The 25,692-nt window shown below is 68.4% G+C and carries 25 protein-coding genes and 1 pseudogene; 20 read left to right on the top strand and 6 right to left on the bottom strand.

Annotated features, from left to right (window positions below; genetic code table 11):
* Positions 1-84: 84 nt before the first annotated feature.
* The 7 genes from xylB (at position 85) to ACFZDJ_RS14275 (ending at position 9,239) form a co-directional block, all read left to right on the top strand.
* A complete protein-coding gene (gene xylB, locus ACFZDJ_RS14305) occupies positions 85-1,530 on the top strand; it encodes a xylulokinase (RefSeq protein ID WP_384907520.1) in 1,446 nt (481 codons plus the stop codon).
* A gap of 68 nt (positions 1,531-1,598) precedes the next feature.
* The gene (locus ACFZDJ_RS14300) at positions 1,599-2,807 is read left to right on the top strand and encodes an ROK family protein (protein WP_391059040.1); all 1,209 of its coding nucleotides are present in this window, start codon (positions 1,599-1,601) and stop codon (positions 2,805-2,807) included.
* A gap of 205 nt (positions 2,808-3,012) precedes the next feature.
* The gene (locus ACFZDJ_RS14295) at positions 3,013-4,515 is read left to right on the top strand and encodes an amino acid permease (protein ID WP_391059038.1); all 1,503 of its coding nucleotides are present in this window, start codon (positions 3,013-3,015) and stop codon (positions 4,513-4,515) included.
* Positions 4,512-5,525 carry an acetamidase/formamidase family protein gene (locus ACFZDJ_RS14290; RefSeq protein ID WP_390931251.1) on the top strand — a complete coding sequence of 338 codons (1,014 nt, stop codon included), beginning with the start codon at positions 4,512-4,514 and terminating at the stop codon, positions 5,523-5,525. Before ACFZDJ_RS14295 ends, ACFZDJ_RS14290 begins: the two co-directional genes overlap by 4 nt.
* A 44-nt stretch (positions 5,526-5,569) precedes the next feature.
* A complete protein-coding gene (locus ACFZDJ_RS14285) occupies positions 5,570-6,172 on the top strand; it encodes an N-acetylmuramoyl-L-alanine amidase (protein WP_390931249.1) in 603 nt (200 codons plus the stop codon).
* A 134-nt stretch (positions 6,173-6,306) separates the two neighbouring features.
* Positions 6,307-7,617, top strand: coding sequence for a GAF domain-containing protein (locus ACFZDJ_RS14280; RefSeq protein WP_391059182.1), 1,311 nt, complete (start codon positions 6,307-6,309; stop codon positions 7,615-7,617).
* A 98-nt stretch (positions 7,618-7,715) separates the two neighbouring features.
* On the top strand, positions 7,716-9,239 hold the full coding sequence (locus ACFZDJ_RS14275; protein WP_391059035.1) for an aldehyde dehydrogenase family protein: 1,524 nt from the start codon (positions 7,716-7,718) through the stop codon (positions 9,237-9,239).
* A 161-nt stretch (positions 9,240-9,400) separates the two neighbouring features.
* Here the strand turns inward: ACFZDJ_RS14275 and ACFZDJ_RS14270 are convergent, their stop codons facing one another.
* The 3 genes and pseudogenes from ACFZDJ_RS14270 to ACFZDJ_RS14260 all read right to left on the bottom strand — a co-directional run.
* A complete protein-coding gene (locus ACFZDJ_RS14270; protein WP_391059032.1) occupies positions 9,401-10,789 on the bottom strand; it encodes a tyrosine-type recombinase/integrase in 1,389 nt (462 codons plus the stop codon).
* A complete protein-coding gene (locus tag ACFZDJ_RS14265) occupies positions 10,786-10,983 on the bottom strand; it encodes an excisionase (RefSeq protein WP_078939917.1) in 198 nt (65 codons plus the stop codon). The genes ACFZDJ_RS14270 and ACFZDJ_RS14265 overlap by 4 nt, the downstream gene beginning before the upstream one ends.
* Positions 10,984-12,193: 1,210 nt before the next feature.
* Positions 12,194-12,752, bottom strand: a pseudogene (locus ACFZDJ_RS14260) (hypothetical protein); the annotation flags it as partial.
* A 320-nt stretch (positions 12,753-13,072) separates the two neighbouring features.
* Between ACFZDJ_RS14260 and cutA the strand changes: the two are divergent.
* Positions 13,073-13,399: a divalent cation tolerance protein CutA gene (gene cutA / locus ACFZDJ_RS14255; protein ID WP_391059029.1), complete on the top strand. Its 327-nt coding sequence runs from the start codon at positions 13,073-13,075 to the stop codon at positions 13,397-13,399.
* Between the two features lie 66 nt (positions 13,400-13,465).
* Here the strand turns inward: cutA and ACFZDJ_RS14250 are convergent, their stop codons facing one another.
* From ACFZDJ_RS14250 to ACFZDJ_RS14240, 3 genes are all read right to left on the bottom strand, one after another.
* Positions 13,466-14,707, bottom strand: a complete 1,242-nt coding sequence (locus ACFZDJ_RS14250; protein ID WP_391059026.1) for a helix-turn-helix transcriptional regulator — start codon at positions 14,705-14,707, stop codon at positions 13,466-13,468.
* Positions 14,708-14,899: 192 nt separating this feature from the next.
* Positions 14,900-16,063 carry a helix-turn-helix domain-containing protein gene (locus tag ACFZDJ_RS14245; RefSeq protein ID WP_391059025.1) on the bottom strand — a complete coding sequence of 388 codons (1,164 nt, stop codon included), beginning with the start codon at positions 16,061-16,063 and terminating at the stop codon, positions 14,900-14,902.
* A 6-nt stretch (positions 16,064-16,069) separates the two neighbouring features.
* Entirely contained in the window at positions 16,070-16,489 is a 420-nt protein-coding gene (locus ACFZDJ_RS14240) for an NUDIX domain-containing protein (protein ID WP_391059022.1), read from the bottom strand.
* A 168-nt stretch (positions 16,490-16,657) separates the two neighbouring features.
* On the opposite strand from ACFZDJ_RS14240, the gene ACFZDJ_RS14235 reads away from it, so the two are divergent.
* The 12 genes from ACFZDJ_RS14235 (at position 16,658) to ACFZDJ_RS14180 (ending at position 25,473) form a co-directional block, all read left to right on the top strand.
* Entirely contained in the window at positions 16,658-17,458 is an 801-nt protein-coding gene (locus ACFZDJ_RS14235) for a TauD/TfdA family dioxygenase (RefSeq protein WP_391059019.1), read from the top strand.
* A gap of 65 nt (positions 17,459-17,523) precedes the next feature.
* Positions 17,524-17,928, top strand: a complete 405-nt coding sequence (locus ACFZDJ_RS14230; protein WP_391059179.1) for an ATP-binding protein — start codon at positions 17,524-17,526, stop codon at positions 17,926-17,928.
* Positions 17,928-18,326 carry a DUF6415 family natural product biosynthesis protein gene (locus tag ACFZDJ_RS14225; RefSeq protein ID WP_391059016.1) on the top strand — a complete coding sequence of 133 codons (399 nt, stop codon included), beginning with the start codon at positions 17,928-17,930 and terminating at the stop codon, positions 18,324-18,326. The genes ACFZDJ_RS14230 and ACFZDJ_RS14225 overlap by 1 nt, the downstream gene beginning before the upstream one ends.
* Positions 18,323-19,048, top strand: coding sequence for a hypothetical protein (locus ACFZDJ_RS14220; protein ID WP_391059013.1), 726 nt, complete (start codon positions 18,323-18,325; stop codon positions 19,046-19,048). Before ACFZDJ_RS14225 ends, ACFZDJ_RS14220 begins: the two co-directional genes overlap by 4 nt.
* Positions 18,940-19,584 carry an NUDIX domain-containing protein gene (locus tag ACFZDJ_RS14215; RefSeq protein ID WP_391059010.1) on the top strand — a complete coding sequence of 215 codons (645 nt, stop codon included), beginning with the start codon at positions 18,940-18,942 and terminating at the stop codon, positions 19,582-19,584. Before ACFZDJ_RS14220 ends, ACFZDJ_RS14215 begins: the two co-directional genes overlap by 109 nt.
* 159 nt (positions 19,585-19,743) lie before the next feature.
* The gene (locus tag ACFZDJ_RS14210) at positions 19,744-19,917 is read left to right on the top strand and encodes a hypothetical protein (protein ID WP_391059007.1); all 174 of its coding nucleotides are present in this window, start codon (positions 19,744-19,746) and stop codon (positions 19,915-19,917) included.
* 297 nt (positions 19,918-20,214) lie between these two features.
* Positions 20,215-21,237 carry a thymidylate synthase gene (locus ACFZDJ_RS14205; protein ID WP_391059004.1) on the top strand — a complete coding sequence of 341 codons (1,023 nt, stop codon included), beginning with the start codon at positions 20,215-20,217 and terminating at the stop codon, positions 21,235-21,237.
* The gene (locus ACFZDJ_RS14200) at positions 21,195-22,289 is read left to right on the top strand and encodes a nucleoside-diphosphate kinase (RefSeq protein WP_391059002.1); all 1,095 of its coding nucleotides are present in this window, start codon (positions 21,195-21,197) and stop codon (positions 22,287-22,289) included. Before ACFZDJ_RS14205 ends, ACFZDJ_RS14200 begins: the two co-directional genes overlap by 43 nt.
* A 22-nt stretch (positions 22,290-22,311) precedes the next feature.
* Positions 22,312-23,502: a radical SAM protein gene (locus ACFZDJ_RS14195; RefSeq protein WP_391058999.1), complete on the top strand. Its 1,191-nt coding sequence runs from the start codon at positions 22,312-22,314 to the stop codon at positions 23,500-23,502.
* On the top strand, positions 23,499-24,104 hold the full coding sequence (locus ACFZDJ_RS14190) for an exonuclease domain-containing protein (RefSeq protein WP_391058997.1): 606 nt from the start codon (positions 23,499-23,501) through the stop codon (positions 24,102-24,104). Before ACFZDJ_RS14195 ends, ACFZDJ_RS14190 begins: the two co-directional genes overlap by 4 nt.
* Entirely contained in the window at positions 24,101-24,697 is a 597-nt protein-coding gene (locus ACFZDJ_RS14185; RefSeq protein WP_391058993.1) for an AAA family ATPase, read from the top strand. Before ACFZDJ_RS14190 ends, ACFZDJ_RS14185 begins: the two co-directional genes overlap by 4 nt.
* The gene (locus ACFZDJ_RS14180) at positions 24,694-25,473 is read left to right on the top strand and encodes an aldo/keto reductase (protein ID WP_391058991.1); all 780 of its coding nucleotides are present in this window, start codon (positions 24,694-24,696) and stop codon (positions 25,471-25,473) included. Before ACFZDJ_RS14185 ends, ACFZDJ_RS14180 begins: the two co-directional genes overlap by 4 nt.
* The last annotated feature ends 219 nt before the right edge of the window (positions 25,474-25,692 follow it).

The raw sequence follows: 25,692 nt of genomic DNA, 5'->3' as shown, positions 1-25,692 counted from the left end.
CGAAGTGCGAAACCTGGGCCACACCGGTCCGCAAGCCCCACCACCAGGACAGATCCCGCGGAGCCGCGGAAGAGGGAGAGCCCGATGTCAGCAGCCGAGGGTCCGCTCGTCGTCGGGGTGGACACATCCACCCAGTCCACCAAGGCCCTGGTCGTCGACGCGTCGACCGGACAGGTGGTGGCGAGTGGGCAGGCGCCGCACACCGTCTCCACCGGGGCGGGCCGCGAGAGCGACCCGCGGCAGTGGTGGGACGCGCTCCGCGAGGCGCTGCACCAGTGCGGCGAGGCGGCCCACGAGGCCGCCGCGGTGTCGATCGGCGGCCAGCAGCACGGGCTCGTCACCCTCGACGCCCAGGGCGATCCCGTACGCCCGGCCCTGCTGTGGAACGACGTGCGCTCGGCGCCGCAGGCCCGTCGGCTGGTCGAGGAGTTGGGCGGCCCGAAGGCCTGGGCCGAGCGCAGCGGCAGCGTGCCCGGCCCCTCCTTCACGGTCACGAAGTGGGCCTGGCTGGCCGAGAACGAGCCCGACGCCGTCCGCGCGACCACGGCCGTACGGCTGCCCCACGACTACCTCACCGAGCGCCTCACAGGAGAGGGCACGACCGACCGCGGCGATGCCTCCGGTACCGGCTGGTGGGCGTCCGGTACGGAGAGGTACGACGAGGAAGTCCTCGCGCACGTCGGACTCGACCCGGCGATGCTCCCCCGCATCGCCCGGCCCGGCGAGGTGGCCGGAACCGTGCACGCCCGCGATGAGCTGCCCTTCTCCAAAGGCACGCTGGTCGCCGCCGGCACCGGCGACAACGCCGCCGCCGCGCTCGGCCTCGGACTGCGCCCCGGCACCGCCGTACTGAGCCTCGGCACCTCCGGCACGGTGTACGCCGTCTCGACACGGCGCCCCGCCGACCCGACCGGCACCGTCGCGGGCTTCGCCGACGCACGCGGCGACTGGCTTCCCCTGGCCTGCACCTTGAACTGCACGCTCGCCGTCGATCGTGTCGCCGCGCTGCTGGGCCTCGACCGCGAGGCCGTCGAACCGGGCGTCGGCGTGACGCTGCTCCCCTACCTGGACGGCGAGCGCACCCCGAACCTGCCCCATGCCTCGGGACTGCTGCACGGCCTCAGGCACGACACAACGGGCGGACAGTTGCTGCAGGCGGCGTACGACGGCGCGGTCCACTCGCTCCTCGGCGCCCTCGACCTGGTGCTCGACCCGGACGCGGACCGCTCCGCGCCGCTGCTGCTCATCGGCGGAGGCGCCCGGGGAACGGCCTGGCAGCAGACCGTACGCCGACTGTCAGGACGTCCGGTTCAGGTGCCCGAGGCCAAGGAACTGGTCGCGCTGGGTGCCGCCGCGCAGGCCGCGGGCCTGCTGACCGGCGAGGACCCGGCCGCGGTGGCCCGCCGCTGGGGAACGGCCCACGGGCCGGTGCTCGACGCCGTGGACCGGGACGAGGAGACGCTCGCCAGGATCGCCGGGGTACTCTCCGACGCGGCCCCGCTCCTGGAACGGGAACCGAACAAGGACTGAGCGAGCACCGAGCGAGCACAGACGAGGACAGCCCCTAGGGGACCGGCCGGACGAGGACTGACGGAGGCATGACCGCACCACTGCACGAGGCCCACCCGACCGGTTCCGGCCGTCGACTGCCCGACACCCAACAGGGCATGCGCCGCCGCAACCTCTCCCGTGTCATGCACACCGTGAGCGCGGAGGGGCCGCTGTCGCGTGCCGCCGTCGCCTCGCACATCGGTCTGACGAGGGCAGCGGTCTCGACGCTGGTGGACGAACTGATCCGCTCGGGGCTCCTCGAGGAGCTGGGCCCCGAGCGGCCCGGACGGGTGGGGCGACCGGGCTCGGCGCTCGCCGTCAGCGGGCACGGCCCCGCCGGGATAGGCGCGGAGGTCGGCGTCGACCATCTGGCGGTGTGCGCCGTCGATCTGCGCGGTGACATACGGGCGCGGGCGGTGCGGCACGGCACGAACCGCGGTCGGCCGCCCGAGCCGGTGCTCCAGGAGCTGACCGCGCTGGTGCGGCAGGTCGTCGCCGAGGCCGAACGGGAGAGGCTGTGGCCCGCGGGCCTCGCGGTCGCGGTGCCCGGTCTGGTGGCCCGCGACGCCCGGACCGTGGTTCGTGCCCCCAACCTCGACTGGCACGACACGGATCTGGGCGCGCTGCTGCCCGGGGACCTCACGCTGACCGTGGACAACGAGGCCAACTTCGGCGGTCTGGCGGAACTCTGGCTCGGCGATGCCACCCCAAGCGACTTCCTGCATGTGTCCGCGGAGATCGGCATCGGTGCGGCCGTGGTCGTGGACGGAAGGTTGCTGCGCGGAACCCGCGGTTTCGCGGGCGAGCTGGGGCATGTACCGGTGTGGCCGGACGGCCCTCCTTGCCCGTGCGGCGGACGGGGCTGCCTCGAGCAGTACGCGGGTGAGGAGGCCGTGCTGCGCGCGGCCGGTCTGGAGCCGCGTGAGGACCGTGTCGGGCTGCTGGCCGAGCGTGCCGCCCAGGGCGATGCGGAGGTACGGCGTGCCCTGCGCGACGCCGGGACCGCGCTCGGTATCGCGCTCACGGGCGCGGTCAACCTCCTCGATCCGGAGACGGTCGTACTGGGTGGAGCGCTGTCCGGTCTCGCACCGTGGCTGCTGCCTTCGCTGGAGGACGAGTTGTCGCGGCGCACGGCGGGCCCCGCCTGTGCCGTGTCCGTGTCACCGCTGGGACCCGAGGGGCCGCTGCTGGGGGCCGCCCACTCGGTGGTGCGGGCGGTGCTCGACGATCCGGCGGGGTTCGCGGAGCGGGGGTAGCGCGGTCATCTCGGTCGGCGGCGCGGTGCTCAGGGTCCCTTTCCCCCTCACGGGTGACCGAGTTGTCCACAGTCCCGGAGTTGTCCACCGACGAACGCCGTGCCCTCCCGCCCAACCGGCAAGCGCCGTACCGTAATTCACGCGAGGCGCAGCCGTCGGGCCGATGGCCGGCTGTCCGGGCGAATCGGGGGATCGGGGGGTTCAGATGTCGGGGGAGACGGTTCCAGAACTGCGGCGCGAGGCTGTCGGGCTGCGGGAGGTCCTGTTCCAGAGCATCACGGCCATGGCGCCGGCCGCGGCTGTCGCCGCGTCCATTCCGTCGGGCGCGGCCTTCGCGGGCGGCAGTCTGCCCCTTTCCGTACTGATAGCCCTCGTCGCCTGCCTCTTCACCGCGTCCTGCGTGGCCGAGCTGGCACGACAGTTGCCCACCGCGGGCTCGGTGGCCACGTACGCGGCCCAGGGACTGCACCCGGCCGTGGGGTTTCTCGTCGGCTGGGGCTACGTGTTCGTCGAGGCGCTGGTGCCACCGCTGCTGCTCCTGCAACTCGGGTTCACCACGGCGGGCACACTGCACCAGGAGTGGTCCTCCTACCCGGACGAGCTGTGGTGGCCGTGGTCGCTCGCGGGCGCGGCGATCATCGCGGTCGCCGGATACTTCGGAGTGCGCGCCTCGGCTCGCTTCGGCACCGTCCTCGGCGTCTTCGAAGTGCTGGTCTTCCTTGCCTTCGCGGTATGGCTGATCGCCAAGGCCGGAGGGGACAACACGCTGTCGGTGTTCGGAACCTCTCACACGGCCAAGGGATACGAAGGCGTCAGCGGCGTGTTCGCGGGATCGGTCTACACGGTGCTGGCCTTCGCCGGATTCGAGGCGGCGGCACCGCTCGCCGAGGAGACGAAAGATCCCCGCCGGACCATGCACCGCGCGGTCCTCGGCGCGGCACTGGGGATCGGTCTCTTCTACGTCCTCACCACGTACGCCATGTCGGTGTACTTCGGCCCCGACCGCTTCGGGGGCTTCGGAGCCTCCGGCGCGGCGTCCTGGGAAGGCGTGGCTCGCGCTTCCTTCGGACTGTTCTGGGTGTTGGTGTTCCTCGCGGTGGTCAACTCCACGATCGCCAACGCCAACGCCTGCGCGACGGTCTCCACCCGCACGGCCTTCGCCCTGGCCCGGATCAAGCTGTTCCCGCGGCTCTTCACGCACCTGCATCCGAGGCACCGCTCCCCCGTCGCCGGCGTCGCCGCGCAGTGCGCCGTGGCGGTCGCGGCTGTCCTGGGCCTCGGTCTGTACTACGACCCCGTCACGGCGTTCCTGCTGCTCGCGACGGTGATCGTCACGGTCGTCATCGGCGTGTACATCGTGGTGAACCTCGCCTGTGCGTGCTATTTTCTGCGCCGCCGACGCGAGTTGCTCAAACCGGTGCGGCATCTGCTCTTCCCTCTGCTGGGCATCGTCGCCTTCGTCCCCGCGCTGCTGACGGCCGCGGGCCTGCCCGTCTTCGACTTCATTTCCGAACTCACCGCGCCCGTCTCGTACGCGGGACCGGTTGTCGGAGTCTGGATGGCGGCCGGGGTCGTGGTATTGATCGTCCTGTCGCGGCGCCACCCCGGGCGCATAGCCGAGACCGCCCGTGTCCACCTCGACGAGACCTCGTCCCCCGAGTCCCCCGAGTCCTTCGACCTTCGGCAGAGCGGAGCCGTGCAGCCATGAGTGACCCTCGCATCCTGACCGTGCGCCCCGAACCGGGCGAGTACGCCTGGACGTTCGGCGGCGCGCCGCCCGTGGCACGCATCGCGCCGGGCACCGTCCTCGATCTGTACACGGAGGACTGCTTCGCCGGACGGGTGCGCTCGGAGAAGGACCTGGTGTCCGAGGTGTGCGAGTTCCCGTTTCTCAATCCCCAGACCGGTCCCTTCCACGTGGAGGGCGCGGAGCCGGGCGACACCGTGGCGGTGCACTTCGTGTCGATCGAGCCTGCTCGCGACTGGGCGGCCTCGACGACGGTCCCGCTGTTCGGCGCGCTCACCTCCACACACACCACGGCCACGCTGCAGCCGCCGCTGCCGGAGACCGTGTGGATCTGGCAGCTCGACCGGGAGCGGCGCACCGCCCTGTTCAGCGCCCGGGACAGCGACATCCGGATCGAGTTGCCCATGGACCCGATGCACGGCACCGTCGGAGTGGCGCCCGCGAACCTCGAGGTGCGCTCCGCGCTGGTGCCCGACGCGCACGGCGGGAACATGGACACTCCGGAGATGCGGGCCGGCGTCACCTGCTTCCTCGGGGTGAACGTCGAGGGTGCCCTGTTGAGCCTCGGTGACGGGCATGCGCGGCAGGGCGAGGGCGAGACGTGTGGTGTGGCCGTCGAGTGCGCGATGAACACGGTGGTGATCGTCGAGTTGCTCAAGGGAGTCGCCACCCCTTGGCCGCGTATCGAGTCCGACACGCACATCATCTCGACCGGCTCGGCACGCCCGCTGGAGGACGCGTTCCGCATATCGCAGCTCGACCTGGTGCAGTGGTTGGTGCGCGACTACGGGTTCAGCGAGCTGGACGCCTACCAGTTCGCGACCCAGGCGGTCGAATCGCCGCTCGCCAACGTCTGCGACACCAACTACACGTGCGTCGCCAAGATCCGCAAGGAGTGGCTGCCCGCCCGCGAGACACACCGCGGCCTGCACGCGCACCTGCGTGACACCGCCGCGGTGCTGCGCCGCTGAGCGCGGCTGACCCTCGCCCCCCACCACCGAAAGGCAACTCCCCCATGGAACGGGCCAGTTCGTTCCCGAGCCGACGACGCCTGCTCAAGGGCGGCGCCGCCCTCGCCGCCCTCCCTTACGCGTTATTGCCCGGTACAGAGGCGACGGCGAAGACGGCGGCCGTCGACTATCCGCTCGCCGAATGGGCACCGGCGAGCACCTCCAACTACACGGCGTCCAGTCGGCCGACGGCCTATCCGCTCGACTACGTGGTCATTCACGTCACGCAGGAGACCTATTCCAAGACCGTGGCCATCTTCCAGAACCCCGAGAAGGAGGTGTCCGCGCACTACCTCGTGCGATCGGCGGACGGGCATGTCGCCCAGTGTGTCCGGGAGCGTGACATCGCCTGGCACGCGGGGAACTGGGACTACAACACCCGCAGCATCGGCATCGAACACGAGGGCTGGGTGGACCGGCCCGCCTATTTCACCAACGCTCTCTACGAGGAGTCGGCCAAGCTGACCGCCGCGATCTGCGCGAAACACGGCATCCCCAAGGACCGGGCTCACATCATCGGCCACTACGAGGTGCCGGGCACCGACCACACGGATCCGGGGCCGAACTGGGACTGGACGCGGTACATAAGGCTCGTCAACTTCGCCTGACGGAGTGCCCGCCGCGGCTCCCCGACGACCCACGCCGATGTGAGCGCCACGTGAGGAGCTCCGTCACGGTGCTTGTCCGCGCCCGCACCGGGAGTGACGATGGTCCCAGTCGCATCGCCTACCGGGAGGCCGAGTTGACCGAACCGTGGGTGGCCCTCGAACCAGGAGCCGACCCCGTCGAGCGGGTGCGGATACTGCGCCGTGCGCACGAGGCGTTCACCGAGGCGGGCACGGTGCCGCGGCCGGTGCGCTCCGTGGTGGCCGATTCATGGCGGCGGTCGGCACGGGCCGGTGTCGCACCGGACGGCACGGCACGGGTGGAGCTCACGGACGGCGACCTGGGCTCCTACCGGGCGGAGCATCCGCTGGCCCGGGTGATGCCGCTCTTCCGCGAGCTCATGGGGACGTTCGCGGCGGACGGCGAGCACCTTCTCGCGGTGTGCGACGCGCAGGGTCGGCTGTTGTGGGTCGAGGGACATCCGGCGACGCGGCGGCAGGCGGGGCGGATGAACTTCGTACCGGGCGCGCGGTGGTCGGAGACCTCGGTCGGCACCAACGCACCGGGAACGGCGGTCGCCGTGGACCGGCCCGTGCAGGTGTTCGCGGCCGAGCACTTCATCGAGCGGGTCCAGCCCTGGACGTGCGCCGCGGCGCCGGTGCACGATCCGCGCACGGGGCGAGTGCTCGGCGCGGTGGACATCACGGGTGGGGACGGGCTCGCGCATCCGCACAGTCTCGGTTTCGTACAGGCGGTGGCGCGGGCCGCCGAGTCCCAGTTGGCACTGCTCGCACCGGCGGAATCGGCGGCGGACACGCTCGAGCTGACCGCGCTCGGCCGCGACGAGGCCCAACTGGTCACGGGCGGCCGGAAGGTCAGGCTCAGCCGCAGACACAGCGAGATCCTGGTGCTGCTGGCAAGACACCCGGAGGGGCTGTCGGGCGACGAGTTGCTGTGCGCGCTGTACGAGGACGAGTCGGTGACGCCCGTGACCCTGCGCGCCGAGCTGACCCGACTGCGTCGGCTGCTCGGCCCCGGCCTGCTGGGCTCACGGCCCTACCGGCTCATGGCGCCGGTCGAGTCCGACGTGGCGGTGGTCGAACGGTGGCTCGGTACGGGCGCGGTCACGGCGGCCGCGGCGGCGTACGCCGGTCCGCTGTTGCCGGGTTCGGGGGCCCCGGCCGTGGTGCGGTTGCGGCACCGCCTCGCCGACGGGCTGCGTTCGGCGCTCATCGCCCGTCGCGACCCCGACCTGTTGGCGGACTGGGCGCGCGCCCCGTGGGGCGAGGACGACCTCGACGTATGGCGGGCGCTGGCCGCCGTACGTCCGACGGCGACGGTGCGGGCCCGGCTGGAGGGGCTGGAGCGCGAACAGGCCGCGCCATCGGGCCGACTGCACCCCGCGGCGTTCGAGGCGGGGCGTCGGCCGGCCGTCGGGAAGGGCTGACCTGCCGCGTCCGCAACGTCGTTGCAACGTCCGCGCTCCTAGCCTCGCGGCGAGAGCTGTCCAACGGCGGGCAGCGCTTCTCCGGGAGGCAGACCAGCATGACCCGTTACGCGGCGCCCGGCACCGAGGGCGCGATCGTCTCCTACCAGGCGCGTTACGACCACTTCATCGGCGGCGAGTACGTGCCGCCGGCTCGTGGGCAGTACTTCGAGAACCCGAGCCCGGTGAACGGGCAGCCGTTCACGGAGATCGCGCGGGGCACCGCCGAGGACGTGGAGCGCGCGCTGGACGCGGCGCACGCGGCCGCGCCCGGCTGGGGCCGCACCTCCGTCACCGCGCGTGGCGACATCCTGCTGAAGATCGCCGACCGGATGGAGGCGAACCTGGAGAAGCTGGCGGTCGCCGAGAGCTGGGAGAACGGCAAGCCGGTGCGCGAGACCCTGGCCGCCGACATCCCGCTGGCCATCGACCACTTCCGCTACTTCGCGGGGGCGATCCGCGCCCAGGAGGGTTCGCTCGGCGAGGTCGACGACGACACCGTCGCGTACCACTTCCACGAGCCGCTCGGGGTCGTCGCGCAGATCATTCCCTGGAACTTCCCGATCCTGATGGCGGTCTGGAAGCTTGCCCCGGCGCTGGCGGCGGGCAACGCGGTCGTCATCAAGCCCGCCGAGCAGACCCCGGCGTCCATTCACTACTGGATGAGCCTGATCTCGGACCTGTTGCCGCCGGGCGTCGTCAACATCGTCAACGGCTTCGGCGTGGAGGCGGGCAAGCCGCTCGCGTCCAGCCCGCGGGTTGCGAAGGTGGCGTTCACGGGTGAGACCACGACCGGGCGGCTGATCATGCAGTACGCCTCGGAGAACATCAAGCCGGTCACGCTGGAGCTCGGCGGCAAGTCCCCGAACATCTTCTTCGACGACGTCTGGGCGCAGAACGACGACTTCCGGGACAAGGCGCTCGAGGGCTTCACGATGTTCGCCCTCAACCAGGGCGAGGTCTGCACCTGCCCGTCACGGGCGCTCGTGCAGCGCGGTCACTACGGCGAGTTCATGGAGGCCGCGGTCGCCCGCACCGAGCTGATCAAGCCGGGCCACCCGCTCGACACCGACACGATGATCGGCGCGCAGGCCTCCAACGACCAGTTGGAGAAGATCCTCTCCTACCTGGACATCGGTCGGCAGGAGGGCGCCAGGATCCTCACCGGTGGCGAACGTGTCGAGCACGACGGGGAGTTGAAGGGCGGCTACTACGTCCAGCCGACGATCTTCGAGGGTGACAACCGGATGCGGATCTTCCAGGAGGAGATCTTCGGCCCGGTCGTCTCGGTCACGTCGTTCGACGACTTCGACGACGCCATCAAGACCGCCAACGACACGCTGTACGGCCTCGGTGCCGGCGTATGGACGCGCGACATCAACACCGCGTACCGCGCGGGCCGTGCGATCCAGGCGGGCCGGGTGTGGACGAACTGCTACCACGCCTACCCCGCGCACGCTGCGTTCGGCGGCTACAAGCAGTCCGGCATCGGCCGCGAGACGCACAAGATGATGCTGGAGCACTACCAGCAGACCAAGAACCTTCTGGTGTCATATTCGCCGAGGAAGCTGGGCTTCTTCTAGAGGCCCAAGGAAGGGCGCCTGACCTGGGCTTTTGCCCGTCAGGCGCCTTCCTCTCGGTCCGTCCGGGGCAAGGACCAACTTACGTCATAACTCCCAGTTCCTCCCACTGCTATCCCGCTCCTGACCAGTACTTCCGGACCAGTCACGGACCAAACCCCGGCTCACCCTTCAGACTCCACACCCTGGCTGACGCGATCCCACTCCTGCATCGACTGCTCGATGAGGCGGTTGGCCTGTTCTCGGACGCCGTCCAGGAATTTGGCGTAGTGGCGGAAGAGGACCTCAATGCTCTGGCCCGCGCGACGAGCGCACTCTGCGGGGTCCACACCGGAGTACAGCCAGAACGAGATCCCGGCGTGCCGGAGATCGTAGGGCCGCTTTGCCAGCCTGGAGGCGAGTTCTGTACGGGTCAGGACGTACTTCCGTGCCCGCGCCCACGTTGTGCCATATGCAGCTGCGTCCACGTAGTTGCCGGCCTGGTTCCGAAACAGTCGGCCGTCCGGCGCCACACCGAAGCGTTCTATGTGTGCACGGAGCATGCGTACGAACTGCGGCGGGATGGGCACAGGCCGGGTCGCGGTAGCCGCGCGGCGCTTGAGGGAGTGCACCTCGTGCACCGAACCACTGTCCGTCCACTCTTTGCCTGATGTGACGACGCCACCCGATAGGTTGAGCATCCCCCAGCCGGACTTGGGCAGATGGCACTGTTCGAGCCGGAGATGGATGACCTCCGCAGGCCGCATCGCCGCGTAGTACATGCAGCCGAAGAACGCCTCCAGGTGAGGGCCGCGCCCACGCTGTTGGGCAACCGCCCTGAGCAGACGGGCGACCTGGGCGGGATTGGGAACGGCAGCCGGGTCCACTTCCTCGTTGACCGCTGGAGCGTTCCACCTGAGCCCGTTGAGGGGATTCTCCGTGAAGAATCCTTTCTCCACAGCGATGTTGAGAACTTCGTTGAACGCAGCCCGCTTGCGTCGTGCCGTCTTGGCCGCAGCCTCTTTGCCGTCCAGCTTGAGGCACAGGGCGTCCAATGCCCGTCGCAACACATCGGCTTCCGCGAGAGCGCTGACAGGCAGGGAGTTCCGCTTCATCCAGTCCAGCGCCTGCCGCCATTCCTCAACTGGCTCTTTCTCCCACGCCTTCTTGTTGAACGCCCAGGAGTACAACGCTCGCCGCAGCACCCGCGGCTCCGCATAGGTCACGCCAGAGCGCACAAGGGCAGGCGTGATGGTGGCGAATGCGTCGGCCAGTGTACGGCGGGTGTTTCCCGGGGTGCGGTCCCAACGCTGGTCGAGGTATTCGTGCGCAAGGTCATACCATGTCGTCCGCTGCTTGATATCTCGCAGTTCGGACGCTGGCAGCCCTGTGCGCTCATCGAAGGGTTCACCATCGCGCGCCGCGGTCATCAGCTTTGACCGTCTACTGTCGGCGAGCCCGACGGTCATGAATGACTCTGATTTTTCGCGCCCATTGACCGTCCACCGGACCATAAACGGCTTGCGCCGATCGGGGCGCTCCCGTATGTCCCAGAAGCGGACATTATAACTCATCGCCAATTATCAGTATCTTTCTCGCACATGTCCCACCAGGCATCCAGGTCAGCGCGACGACACCGGAGTTCACCATTGGGCAACTTGATCATGCGGGGCGCTTGCCCGCGAGTGCGCATTCGATAGAACGCCGACGGACTCATACGAATCTCCGCGAGAACCTCGGCGAGCTTCAGCGCCGGAGGACGAGCCATGCAATATCACCTTCACATTGAGAAAGGCTTCATGCCAGAAATCCAGGCGCGCATCGTGTGCAGCAGAAATTCCCATTTCTGCACGGCCGCCGTCCCGAAGTGGACGACATGACACAGCCAGGTATCACACGTCGATACAACGGATGTTTTCCTCTCGGCGCACAAGCGAGCGGTCCGGAAGGAGACCTTGCGTAGCGAGCAGTAGTGGCCGTGGGCATGAAAGCTTGGTCATTGATGTAGCAGCAGGCAACAGCCACCCAAAATCTCCTCTCGGATGCGTACGGCCGTGCCAACTGCGTCCGCCACGGCTCCACCGCCAAGCGCAGCCGAATGCGAACACCATCAATGCTCTGGAAGATCCCCGGTTTCGGTAACCGGGGATCTTCTGCTATGTATCGCCCTGCGCTACGAAGGCGTGCTCATCGCGCCTGTTTCCGCCTCGGTCACGAGGCCAGGCGGTACGAGCAGAGGGCGAGGGTGCGCCATCCGTGACGAGCACGGGCAGCCTGCCGCCGGTGAGCCGATCGAGATTACGGACCCTCCGACGTCACAGCGCCAACAACCCAGGCTCCGTGGCACGTTGCTGTGCTGCGGTGCGGTGCGCACCGATGTACGTAGGCACCTCTCGGCCACTGCGGTAACCGCGATACAGCAGATCCTCGCCAATAAATCCTGGCGTGCAGCCCCAGAGAGGCAGAGCCTGGGAAGTGGCGCCAAGGCCCTCCGTCTCCGGGGCAGTCGTTCGCGGTGCCGAGCGGGATAGGGCGCGTGATGAGGGCGAATCGCAAGACGGGACTCGACAGGTGGACCTCCTCGGAGCAGGACGCGGCCGTAAGACCGAGCAGCGCGGCATGCGTACTGCCTAGCGACCAGCCCCTCCGCGGGCTGACCTTCAATGCCGCGCCTCGTGGCTGACCTGGTGTTTTCATGGTCCTTGTACGTTGGCATGATCCCGGACGGGGTTCCAGTCCCGTGGGCCATTTCCTCGTCTGCCGTGGGCGAATGCCGGAGCCTCGTCACACAGACCCACTCGCCCCTTGATGATCCCCGCCGTGGATCTGGCCGGCTTCCCCGACGGTGACCGGCGCATGCGATGCCGATGGTCCAGTACTGCTGCGCTGCAGTGATCAGCTGACCAAGGGCGGCGCCAAATTCCGGTCGCGCACGACTGTCTGAGGGAAGAGGGTGCCTGTCTGATCACTAACTCAGATCACCGAGTTGTACGCCCAGAATTGGAGCGGCGCGCATGGCTGTCCCGGATCACGATGCCGCTGGCACCTAGAGCTGACGCCAGCTGTCCTTGCAGCTCGTCCGGGATGGCCCCTGCCCCGAGGGGCGCAGACATGCACGAGAGCGCGGCAGTCCTGGGCTTGCTTGCCCGTGGCGATCGCGGTGAACAGCGGGTGCGCCAGGTTCTCGCGGGCCGCGTAGCCGTCTTCGGCACCGGCTGTCCTGCGGTGGAGGTCTTCGACGATGCGGTCGACAGTAGGAGCCTCGGCAGAACCGGTCGCGTCGAGCGCGGCAAAGCCGAGCCGGGTATCGAAGACGGTCATCCCAGGTTCGGTCGGCCACTCCAGATAGGTCGTCGCCAGCGCCGCCAGTTGGTCTTCGACCGGCAACTCAGCGCCGCGGCGACACAGGACGGTCAAGCATGCCGTGATGGCCTGCTCCCACGGATCGCCGAGCATCGTTTCGGCAAGAAGAACAGCTGCCCTTGCCGTCTCACCCGCAACGAGGGCAGTGAGTATGGCAACTTGGCGCCCGGCGAGCCCCTACCGTGTAGGCGGTGAACGGGCTGCGGTCGACCCACGGCGCCCAGACCCAAAGCATGAGGCCGATTGTGACGGCCACTATGCCGGTAGCAGTGGCCCACATCGGTATGCGTCGTCAGTCCTTCTCCGGGGTCTTTGTGAGCGACACCGGCGCTGGCTCCGCTACAGCTTCCCGGCCCTCAGCCATGCAGTGGATCATGCCAGCTCGGGCGCTGCTCAAGGTGGTCGGCCCCTGCAATCCCCGCCTCGGAAGAGGTGGGCAAGCACCGGAGACGGCTGGATAGGGTTGTGCTACACCAAGCTGGAGAGGTAGTTGCATGGCCAACGAGATTGTGATCGCGCAGACGACCATCGACGACGAGGAACAGGCAAAGGCCCTGGCGCGGGGCGCGGTTGAAAGCAAGTTGGCAGCCGGCGTTCACATCGAGGCACCGATCACCGCCGTCTACTGGTGGAAGAACGCGGTCGAGACGGCGCGGGAGTGGCGTATCTCGTACATGACGACGACGGACCGTCTCCCGCAGTTGGAGGCATGGCTCTCCGAGAAGCACCCGTACGACGTCCCCCAGTGGATCACGCTTTCTGTGACCGGCGGGTCTGAGGCGTATCTGTCGTGGGTTCTTGAGGAGACGACACGGGACTGAGGAACGACGTACCGCGCGACTGCGGTCGACTTCTGACCTCGCCGTGTACCGAACTAGAGGATCGATTCAGGACGCGAACTGCCGCAAATGGTGGGCGAGTTCCAGCTCACTGTCGGGGAGGCATGCGGCGATTTTCGCGGCGCGTTCCTTGCCCATCGTGTTGGGCTTGGCCTGTGATGCGGCCGTGAACTGGCGGGATACGTAGACGCCTTGGTCAACGTCGCCTCCGCGCAGCAGGGCGGAGGCGAGATCACCGAGGACGACAACGCCCCCGTCCGGTAGTTCGTCCCCCAGGCGGTCGACCGCGGTGTCGGCCGTGGCGGTGAGTTCGGATCGCCCCAACTGCCCGTATACGGAAAGGGCCAACGAATCCATTCGGTACGGCGTCACGAAGCGGACCCATGCCTGTTCGCTGGTGTGATCCGCGAAGTCGTAAGCGAAGCGTGCTTGGTCAAGCGCACGCAGCGCCCCTGTCTCGTCGCCGACCGCGGCAGCTTCCTCCGCGTGCCTCCCGAGGACCCAGGCCGCGGCAGTGGCATTGCCGTGTCCGCGCACATCCTGGGACGCCTGGGACAGGAGTTCCAGCTTCCTCTTCGGTGTCGGAGCCCCGTAGCTGGCGTAGGTGAGGGCCAAGGCTCTGAGGGGAGGATGCCCGGCCTTCACCGCGCACTCGGTCGTGACGTCGTAGTAGGAGCCTGCCTTGTCGTACTCGCCCAGGTCCCAGGCCACCCATCCGGCAAGGGCGGCGGTTTCTCCGGCTGCGATGGTGAGAGCCCGTTCGTGCTCGCCGGCGTGGGGCAGGGCTGCGGTGATCGCGTCGAGGTGGGACTCAACTGTGCTTTGCAGGCGGCGGGCGCTGACGTTGAGTTCCTGGACGTGCAGGTCGGCAGCCCGGTTGATGAGCGCGACCGCGGCGGGCGTGTCGATGTGGGAGCCCTTGCTGAGAGCGAAGGCGAGCCGGCCCCAGGGCTCGGCAGCCGCGCTCGCGCCGATGGCGGCACTGCCCAGCAGCGTGCGGCGCTTCACGTCGTCCTGGTCCTCCTGTTCACGGACGTTCCCCGACTTCCGTCGGGCGCGGGCGGCCTTGGCCTCCCGCAGTAGTTCCTCGAAGGGGACGCCGGAGGCCACTGCGATGTGGGCGAGTGTGCGGTTCGTAGGGATGTTCTCAAACTTCTCATAGCGGCCGATCTCTCGGCGGGTCATGGTGACCCGGCCGGAGACCGCGTTGATCGCGTCTGCCTGCTCCTCTTGCGTCCGGCCCGCTTCCTTCCGGAGCCGGAGCAACAGTTCGGCGAACGGATCTGTCATGAGTGTGACCTCTGTTGTGGGCGGATTTCAATCATGGCCTCAATTCCCCCTGGAGTTTCCCCCCTTGACAGATTTTTCCCCCTCTGGATTCCCCTGGTAGACGGCTTTGCAACGCGATGCCATGGGCCCATGACCACGTTCCTTAAGTCGAGTGACCGAGGCCGGCCGGTGCTGCTCTGGGACGAGATCCAGTTAGGCGGCCATCTCCTGCCGAATCCGGTCCAGGGCATGGTCTGCGACTTCCCTGATCTCCGGCAGCCGGTAGTCCGCCGCGCGCACGATGCGTTGCAGTTGGTGGGGAAGTCGCTGGCGGACTGCTTCGTCGACGGCGGTGCGCAGGGACTGCGCGGCGCTGCCATGATCGTCGGCGGCCAGCCGTACTTGGGCCACCGTAATGAGTTCGATCACGCGCCACTGCGGGGCGACGGTCGTCGTCGGTACAGGACTGCCCTGCTCGATCAGCTGTATGGCGATCTCGGTCCTGCCGGTGGCCATCAGCCCTCGCAGGCGGATCTCGTGCAGGGCGTAGGGGTTGAACAACGAGGTGTGTTCGGTCTCGTCCAGGAGCCGATTCGTCTCCCGCATCGCCCCGTCGAACAGGAGCTGGTTTCGGATGGCGCCGGCCGCCCGAGCGAGCAGCGGAAGTACGGCTGCTTTCGCCTCGTTGTGCGGTGCGATGGCAGCCGCGTGCTGCAGCCGGTCGACGGCGGCTCCGTGGAGGTGGGCCTTGCGCAGTTCGTTGCCGTGCATGCGCAACACGTAGGAGGTGAAGGGCGGTTCGCCGAAGTAGCGGGCGATGTCGATGCTCTTCGCGGTCCGGTGCGCGGCGGTGCTCAGTCGTTCCTCCGGCAGGACGTTGCCCAGGGCGACGCCAAGGCCGACACGGGCTCGGGCCAGGAGGTGCAGGACGTCCCGTTCCGTGTGCCCGTCCTCCATGCGGGCCTCGAGCCGGGCGACCAGGGGCCACAACTCGGCGACGGCTTCGGAGGCGTGTCCGGACTGGCGGGCGATCTCGGCGAGCCGGACCGTGGACTCACCGAACTGGAGCATGGCGCGGTGGTCGGTGTCGGCTGGATCGGTGACGCCGACGACATGCGGGGGCAGACACAGGGTCTCCGCGATGTGTCGGCGGGAGCCGATGTCATCCAGGCTCCGTTTGCCCAGTTCGAGGAGCGAGATGTACGTCTTGTCGTAGCCGAGGAGCCGCCCGAGTTCGGACTGGTTCATGCCGTGCACGGCACGGTGGAAGCGCAGGATCGCCCCGATATCGCGGGAGGCGAGGACTGCCTCGGCCTGCGGGGTTGCCCAGTGCCACACGGTGTGTTGCGAGCGCCGCAGGACCATCGACCTGTCCATGATCCGTCACATCCGTGCGTACCAGGCGGCGATGGACTGCTTGTATCCGTCCGGCATGGTCAGGCCCGCCACTTCGTCAGCGGTGAACATGCCGAGCTGCTTGTGCTCGTGACTCACCACGGGCGTCTTGTCCGGGGTGAGGACGATGCAGCCATAGGTGACGATCACGACTCGCCGGTCCGGCATGGCCACGGGCAGGGGCTGGTAGATCCACACGTCCAGGAGAGGACCGGCCTTCACCGCCCAGCCCGTCTCCTCCTCGATCTCCCTCTCCACCGCCAACTCAGGTGTGCCATCAGAGGGTTCGAGTCGCCCACCGGGCAGCTCCCACTCCTCGCGTTCGTTCTTCAGCAGCAGTACGCGTCGGTGGCTGTCAACGGCTACGCCCTTGACGGAGACGGGCCAGGTGGTGGGCGTGTACGCCATCGCTCTCCTCGGATTGCACGTACGGCCGGGGGTGGTCGGAACGTAGCACGCGGCCGCTGGCACGAGTCGGGCGTGGGCGAATTGCCCGAGTCGACAATCTGTCGCTTTACCTCCGGTCCAGCGGCGCCGAACAGTGGGACCAATCCACCGCAGCCAAGGAGATCCGTGATGCGCCGAGCTCAGCAGCCGTACACCGATGTCTTCATGCGCAACCGTGTCGACCTCGCTGTGCCCGGAGCCGCTGAGGAGATCGCGGAGCGGCTGCGGGACACGGGCCTGGTCACTGTCGACGGACTCGCCTCGCGCGCTGCCGTGCTCGACTTCGCGACTCGGACCATGAATGTGGTGCCGCACCGCGACAGCGACTCGGACGGGCTCACCACGATCCGCGACACCCGCCGCCACGCGCAGCGGACGGGATTTGCCGGGCTCGGCAACGGCCCGCTTGATCCGCACACCGAACGCTCCGGCACCCCCAACCCGCCCCGTCTGATGCTCCTCGTGTGCGGGCAAGCTGCCGCCACGGGTGGGGAGTGCCTGCTCACCGACGGACAGGCCGTGCACGCCGACCTCTTCGCCGGCGAGCAGGAGGCGGGGGCTGCGCTGGCACAAGCGCGCACCGCGTTCTTCGGGGCCGGAGACGGCCATGCCACGCAAGTGTTCACCGTCCACGACGATCTACGGGTGTCCGTGCGCCTGCGGTTCGACGAACTGGCACGCTGGAACCCGATAGTGCAGCCCTACCTCCCGCAGCTGCGGGCAGCAGCCGGACGTCACCAGGTGCGGCTTGCCCTGGCTCCCGGTCAGGGCTACCTGCTGGACAACGAACGCTGGCTTCACGCGCGACGCGCCTTCACCGGAGATCGGCTCTTCTGGCGGGCCCTCGGCGAGCCCCTGTTTCCGATGCCCCGAGGGTTCGCGCCCGCCCCCGCCTCCAGCCGTACACCCGTGTTTTCGGAGGCGGGGTGATGACCCAGCGAGCCCAGCCGCTCGCCGTAGGAGCGAGGACTTCCCGCACGTCTGTCGCCGCGGCCATCGAAACCTGGGACCAAGCGGGCGAGGGCGGCTTCGAGGCCGACTTTCCTCCGGATGAGTGCCGCGTTGGGCAGATGAGACGGATCACCAGGGCTCAACTGCGCCACTGGGACCTGGCGATGCTGACCGACGCCGCCACGCTCGTCGTCTCCGAGTTGGTCACCAACGCCATCAAGCACGGCAAGGGACAACCAGTCCAGCTCCGAGTTCGGCACTCCGCCTACGAACTGCGCATCGAAGTGACCGACGGCACCCCTACTCCGGCTCGACTGCGATCCGCCAGCGTGGCCGACGAGAACGGCCGCGGCCTGCTACTCGTCGCGGCCCTCGCGAAGGAGTGGGGGGTGAGCCGCGACGGCAAAACGACGTGGTGCTCCCTCGCGATCCCCGACGGGAGGTCGTGATGGTCACAGTGACGGCTGATGTCGCCGTGCGGCTACTGCGTCCACGAACCTCCAACGATCACGAGACGCTGGGTGTGGTCCTCTTCGGCCTTCGCCGCTCGCTCGCCGGCGAGGCGATCGACGAGCAGCTGTACGAGGACCTGGAAGCCGTACTTGGCGAGCACGCCCACCCTGACCTGCATCTGGTCGCGGCCATCGCCGCGCGCTTCCGGGAGGCGACCACCACGTTCGTGGAGATCGTTCCCTACCTCGTGCAGCCATACCCGGTCGACGAGATTCGGCGCCTTGTCTACCTCAGCGCCGAGTACCCCTACCCCGATGACGCACCGGGCCATCTCCGGCGGTTCGCCCTGGCCGTCCTCGCGATCCTCGACCTGATGGGAGATACCGCCTTATGACGCGCGCTACGTCGAGCGAGGCGCGCTCCAGGACCAGCACGCACGCCCCGGCCAGCCGCCTCGTGCCGTACATCACCGCACGCCAAGGCGAACAGGCCGACTCGCTGTCGAGCCTGGGCCTGCGGCCCGGCGGCAAGGGCTTGTTCTATCTGAACGAAGGACCGGGCGATCGGGACGAGCGGGGCGTGCTCTGGGCACGCTGCTCCCAGTCCCGCCACAGCAACGACATCGTCGGGAGACCACGGTGGCGGGACGTACACCCATCGCGGCAGCGCGAGTGCATGGAAGAACTGCGGTGCCAGGTATGCGTGCAGCAGCCCAGCCGTACCCAACTGGGATACCTGTTCCTGGCCGCGCAGCAGGACACCAGGTCCACCGACGGCTGGGAAGGGCACCTCACGGCCCAGCCGCCTCTGTGCCTGGAGCACGCGAAGGCCGCCGTCGAGCAGTGCGGATACCTCGTGCGGGCCGGAACTGTCGCACTCCGGGCCAGAGTGCCGCGGCTTCACGGAGTGATCGGGACGCTCTACCGCACCGGTGCCAACGGACGCCCCGAACCCGTCGAGTTCGACAGCGAGTTGGCACGAATCCCGCTGCCCTACAGACACCGGCAGTGGACCCCGTGGTTCCTGGCCTCGCAACTCGTGCGCGAGCTACGAGGCGTCACCGTCGTCGACCTGGACGACCTGGTTTCCGCCGCTCAGGAAGAGCAGCTCCCATAACGCTGACCAGAGGAGAGGTATGCATAAGGACACCGACTTCACGAATCCGCCCCGCCGTCGTACGGGGGGCACTCGCCATCATCCGGGACGAGACCGGGGCGGTGCTCATGGTGCAGAAGAGCTACAAGGACGGGGCCTTTGGACTGCCGGGCGGCTGCGCGGACGGAGACGAGGCGCCGCACTCGGCTTGCGCGCGGGAGGTGCGCGAGGAAACGGGTCTGATCATCACGCCGGGACGGCTCCTTGCGGTCGATTACGTTCCACGCAACGAGGCGACCGGGGCGACAGAGGGGCTGAACCTCGTCTACGACCTCGGCACGGTGCCGAGCGACACGAAGGTCGTCCTGCCCGAAGCGGCCCCGGGGGAACAGCCGGAGCTGATCGGGTACCGATTCGTACTGCTCCATCAACTGGGCGACGTGGCCGGAGCGCACACCGAGCGGCGCATCCGAGCAGCCGTCGCGCTGCTGGAAGACCCGTCCCTGCACCCCGCGTATCTCGTGGAAGGCCGATCGGTCCAGGCCGACGCGCCATGAACTTCCGTCCGCTGACTGCGAAGGCGCCTCCGCTCTGCCCAGGGCGGATGGCCCGCAACAGGGGACGGGCTACCGAGACCCCGCTCCGACCGCCCCCTTGAGACGGCCGACAGATGGAGCGGTCCCCGATGAGAACCGAGCAGAAAGAATACGCAACGCGTGACGAGCAACAAGAAGTCCACCATCAGAGCCGCGATAGCCCAGATCAAGAAGGACACCAAGGACAACCCCAACCCGAAGTCGACGAACACCCAAGGGGCTCTCGCGGACCGGCACATTCGCAGTCACACACCCGACAGCCTCTACGGCGATGACGCAATCACTACCAAGTAACCGGTAGCCGGACCCCGCACAACCGCTGACCACGCACAGCGCGACGCAAGAGTGCCAGCCCGCCATCGACTTCGCGCCGGTCGCTGATGACCGTGCAACAGGTGGCCGCGCCTGACACCGGCGCCATCAGGTTTATCGACGCTGCCGGCCTGGGCCGGGTCACCAACCCCGTGGACATCCCCGCTCCCGACCCCCGTGCGCGGCAGTCCCGTTCTCATCCACTGCCGCGCACGGGTTCAACTCCCTGTAGCCGAGCCCCACTTGACTCCACTTTGTTCTCACGATCTGGAGAATGCATTGCTCACAGCATCGATCTTCGACAGCGTCGAGGGTGCCTACGTCGCTCTGCTGCGTCTCGCAACGGAGCAACCGGAGCATCGAATTGACGCGCGCGGTAATGCCGCCCGTGAAGTGATCGGGGTCAGTTTCCGACTCACGGATCCCCGCCAGCGCCTGCCGTATCTGGCCGAGCGCCGGGCGAATCCGGTGTTCCAGTTCGCCGAGGCTCTGTGGTACCTCGCGGGCCGCCGGGACCTGGAGATGATCGGCTACTACTCGACGTCCATGCACGCCAGCAGCGCCGACGGCATCCGTCTCGGCGGGTCCGCCTACGGACATTCGCTGTTCAGCCCGATCCGTGGCGGCAAGTCTCAGTTCGACCAGGTGGTGAAGCTGCTGCTGAACGAGGCCGACAGCAAACGCGGCTACCTGCCGGTGTTCGAGGCGAAGGAACTCGCCGACCTCGACAACCCCGACGTCGCATGCCTGGCCGGCTTGCACCTGCTGCTGCGCGACGGGCGACTGCACATGGTGTGCAACATGCGGGCGAACGACCTCGACTGCGGCCTGCTGTCCGACGTCTTCTCCTTCACGATGATCCACGAGTACGCGGCGATCCAACTCGGCCTGGAGCTGGGGACGTACACGCACACGATCGGCTCCGCCCACGTCAACGACAGCGACGCCGAGCGTGTCGAGCGAGTCCTGGCGGAGGCGGACTCCCGGTCGGCGCCGCCGTCCTTCCCGTTTCCGGAGATGCCGCGGGACACCGATGGTTCAACCATCGCGGACGTACTGCACCACGAACACGTGCTCCGCACGAACTATCGCCGCTACACCGCCGAGCGCATTGCGGGCCTGGACCTGGATCCGTACTGGCAGCAGGCAGTGCTGCTGTTCGAGCTGTACCGGCAGATCCAGCACGACCAGACGACGGCGTTCGACCCGGATGTCCTGGCCGCGCTCGATCCTGGCCTGCGCTGGCTCATGGAACGCAAGTGGCCGGTCTGCGCTGCGACTTCGGGCGGCGGTTCCGAGTGAGTGGCGGCCGGCCGCTCAGCGGTGCTGTGGTGGAGGGCGAGGGCATCGACTTCGACCGCTGGGCGGTCATCCTGTGCAAACCCGACGCGGTGGCGCGCGGCATGGTGGAACAGGTCCTCGACCGGATCTCCGGCGCGGGCGTCACCGTGACGGACCGTCTGAACTTGATCGCTGAGCCGTGGCAGCCGCACGTCGTCTACCGGGATCTCCTCGCCGACACCGGGCGTCGCAACCGACCCGATCTGCCTGTCCGGATCGATGCCGCGTTCGCGGGCCGACGGGTCACCGTCGCTCTCGCGCACGGTGAACCCGGCCTCCACGCCCGGCTGCGGGAGCTGATCGGGCATACCGATCCACTCCGGGCGGCAACCGGCACGATTCGCGGTGACCTCGGCGACGACAGCCTTACAGCGGCCGAGGCGGAGAACCGTCTCGTACGCAACCTCGTCCACACCAGCGACGACGCGGCCAGCGCCCGCCGGGAGTACGGGACCTGGTACGGGCCGGGCCGCCGCCTGCAAATCACCGACTTCGACCGGTGCTCGGTGATCCTGTGCAAGCCGGATGCCGGCGAGCGCCGCCTGACGGACACCGTCCTGGCGCGGATCGAGGCCGCCGGCTGCACCATCGCGAGCCGCCGCACCGTCGTCGTGCAGCCTTGGCAGGCCCACGTGCACTACTGGGATCTCCTCGTCGACGCGGACCACTTCCCCGACCGGGACATCCCCACCTGCCTGGACGACGCCTACGCGGGCAAGGCCGTGACGGTCGCTCTCGCCTACGGCGAGCCCGGTATCCACAACCAACTGCGGCGCCTGATCGGCCACTTCGATCCGTTGCGGGCCGCGCCCGGCACCATCCGCGGCGATCTGGGCCACGACAGCCTCGAGCGCGCGCTCGACGAGAAGCGCCTCGTGCACAACCTCGTACACACCTCGGACGACGCGGACGCCGCCCGCCGCGACTTCGGCACGTGGTTCGGCGCCAACCGCCGCAGCCTGCTCACCGCTCCCGCCCACATCCCCGCTCAGCCCACGTCCGCCGACTGCTGAACACCCCCGTGTGGAGGTCCTGATGACCGTTCCCGTCGTACCTGGCCGCCTGCTTCCGCTCCTGACCGGGGAGCAGATCGGCGAGTTGAAGCCCGCGCTCGCCGAGGTGATCGAATACCGCAAGTCCGGGCTGTCGCTCAACCACATCGTCGGCTGCCCGCTGGAGTGCGGCTACTGCGTGCGCCACCTGTTCGACAACTTCGACATGAAGACGCCGAAGCGCCTGATGACCGACGAGGCCGCCGTCGCCGCCCTCGTCAGCCACCCCTACTTCCGGCCGCACCGGACACCGATCCAGCTGTTCAACCGGGCCACCGACCCGATGCTGCCGGTAGTCAAGCCGCACCTGTTCGCCGTACTGCGCGACCTCGACGACCGCGGCCTGACCAACCACGTCCTGGTCATCACGCGCTGGCGCGTGAGCGCCCAGGACTGCGCCGTCCTCAACTCCCACACGAACCTGCGCCTGACCATTCTGGTGACGCACTCCGGCATCGACGACCCGGCCATCGAGCCGGTGAACTCGACGTACGCGGCCGACAGCCTCCGCATGCTGTACGAGCACGCCGACCGCTACCGGACCGTCCTGTACTGGCGTCCGATCGTGCCGGGCCTCAACGACTCCGACGAGCACATCGAGCGAGCTCGCGAACTGTCCCTGCACGCCCACGCCACCGTGTTCACCGGCCTGTTCTTCCGCGACGAGATCAGGGCCTACTACGAGGCACACGGCCTGCCGACGCCGTACGACGCGACGGCTCGGCGGAAGATCATGCCGGAGCTGGCCGAGCAGCGGATCACGGAGGCGTACGCGTCCCGGAATGAGCCCGGCGGCGCCCCGTGGGGGACCTTGTTCCTCAAGACGAGCTGCGGCGTCGCCTACGCCCACGGCGAGGCCGATTACAACGGCCACTTCGGAATCGAGGAGCTGTGCCGCATCTGCCCGCCCGAGCAGATCGCCTTGTGCAAAGGGGCTTGGGCCAGGCCGGATCTGGCGGAAGTCACCCGGCAGGCGCGCGCCCTCGGCGCGATCGGCGACGTTGAGATCAACGATCGTGCCATCGTCGTCGAGGGACTGGACGAGCCGCCGCGCTACTACCTCCAGCACGGGTTCGGCTACCAGTGCCACGACCGCGCCAAGCCCCACCTCTACCGCCGACACGGCCGGGCCCCCATTGGCTGGGAGGCGGAGAACGGACCCATCACGCCATGAACTTCGCCTCCTGGCCCCCGCTGCTCGTCGTCGACGTCGAGGGCAACGGCACCAACCCGCCCGACCTCGTCGAGATCGCGGCACTGCCCGTCCGCGCCGGAGTCCCCGATACCTCCACAGCCGGAGCATGGCTGATCCGCCCCGAGCGGCCGGTCACGGCACGGGCGGCGGGCATCCACGGCCTGACCAACGACGTCCTCGCCGACCAGCCCGTATGGGCTCAACTCGCCGACGAGGTAGGTGACTTCCTCGGCCAGGACTGGATCTGCGCCCACAACGCCCATGTCGATTACCGGGAGTTGCATCGCCACCTACCCGCGTGGAAGCCGGCCGGGGTCATCGACACCCTGCGCCTGGCCAAGGCGACCTATACGGACTTGTCGTCGTACACCCTCGACGCCCTGATCAAACACGTGACCCCGGACTTGTCGCAGGCCCCGAGGGTTGGCCGACACCGCGCGACCTACGACGCCTACGCCACGGCCCAGCTCCTGCTCGCCATGGCCGGCCACTTCGAGACCTGGGACCAGCTGATCGCTGCGGCCGTGCCGCCCGGCCTGCCCGGCGCCCCACAACCAGAAGAGGACCCCACCCTGTGGTGACCACCCACCAGCCCATCCGTATCGGAGTGCTCGGCACCCACTCCACCGGCAAGACCACGCTCCTGAAGCGCATAGAGATGGAACTGCGCGCCGAAGGAATCACCGTGGGCCGCACCAGCCGACTCGGTAAACGCGCCGCAGCGGCCGGCCTGCCCAAGATGCAGCACCACACCGCCCAGTCCACCGAGTGGATCATCACGCAAGGGGTTGCCGACGAGATCGCCGCCATCGCCCAGGGCGCCGAAGTCGTCCTCCTCGACCGAGCCGCCCACGACGCCCTCGCCTACTTCCACGCCGCGCTCGAATACCGCGGCGAAACCGCTCCCCGGACGGAACGCGAGCGCCTCCTCACCCTCGCCGCCACCCAGCTCCCCAAGTGCCACCTGCTGTTGGCGACCGTCCTCGACGAGAGCGTGCCGGTCGCCAGCAGCCACGACTACGACCCCCGCTACCGTCGCCTCGTCGACCGCCATGCCCACCAGCTCCTGGACCGCGACGACATCCCCCACCTCCGGGTCTACAGCGACCCCGACAGCCAGGCCCACATCGTCGACGAAGCCGTGCGGAGCTGCCTGACGGAGGCCCTCGTATGACATCCGCGCTGCCCGGGGGCGCCATCACCATCGCCGGGAAGTCTGTGTCCCGGCTCGGCTTCGGGACGATGCGCCTGACCGGCCCCGGCACCTGGGGCAAACCCGCAGACCGTGAGACCGCGCTCAGCGTCCTGCGCCAGGCCGTACACACGTATGGCATCAGCCATATCGACACTGCCGACGCCTACGGCCCCCACACGGCCGAGCAGTTGATCCGCGACGCGCTCTACCCGTACCCGGAGCACATGCTGATCGCCACGAAGGTCGGCTTCGTGCGCCCAGGTCCAGGTCAGTGGATACCTCTCGGCAACCCCTATTACCTGCGGGCCTGCGTGGAAGCGAGCCTGCGCCGACTGGACGTGGAGCGGCTGGAGTTGTGCTACCTGCATCGCATCGATCCCGAGGTGGCACTCGACGATCAGATCGCCCTCCTGAAGGCGCTGCAGGATGAGGGAAAGATCGGGCACATCGGCCTGTCCAAGGTCACCCCCGAGGTCATCCGCCTGGTGGGGAAGACCCTGACGGTCGCCGCGGTGCAGAACGTCTTCAACACCACCGACCGTTTCGACGACGCGGTGGAGGTGTGCGGCGAACTCGGCATTCCCTACGTTGCCTTCCGACCGCTCGGCGCCGGCCTCCTCGCCCGTACCAACGGACCCGCCGAACCCCTGAATTGGCTCCTCGATCGTGGAAGCCACATCGCTCCCATCCCCAGCACCAGCCGACCACAGCACCTCGCCCAGATCGCGGCAGCAGTACAAGGGGGCTCCCTTTGACGCCCACCACCGCCGCGATACCCACACAGCGCAGAACTCCGTACGCGGACTGGCGCCCCCCGATCGTCGGCATCGCACTCTTAATACCAGTCGGCACGGACTGCCTCGCAGTCGCCGACCTGTGCGGGATGCTCATGTTGCCCGTCGGCGATGTCCGCGTGGGGCAGTCCCCGGAGGAGGCGGCTCAGCGGGTACTTGCTTCGCGCGAAGGTCTCCCCA

It is taken from the genome of Streptomyces sp. NPDC007896, from assembly GCF_042959425.1.
Taxonomy (GTDB): domain Bacteria; phylum Actinomycetota; class Actinomycetes; order Streptomycetales; family Streptomycetaceae; genus Streptomyces.
This window is presented reverse-complemented; position numbering and strand designations above follow the sequence as displayed.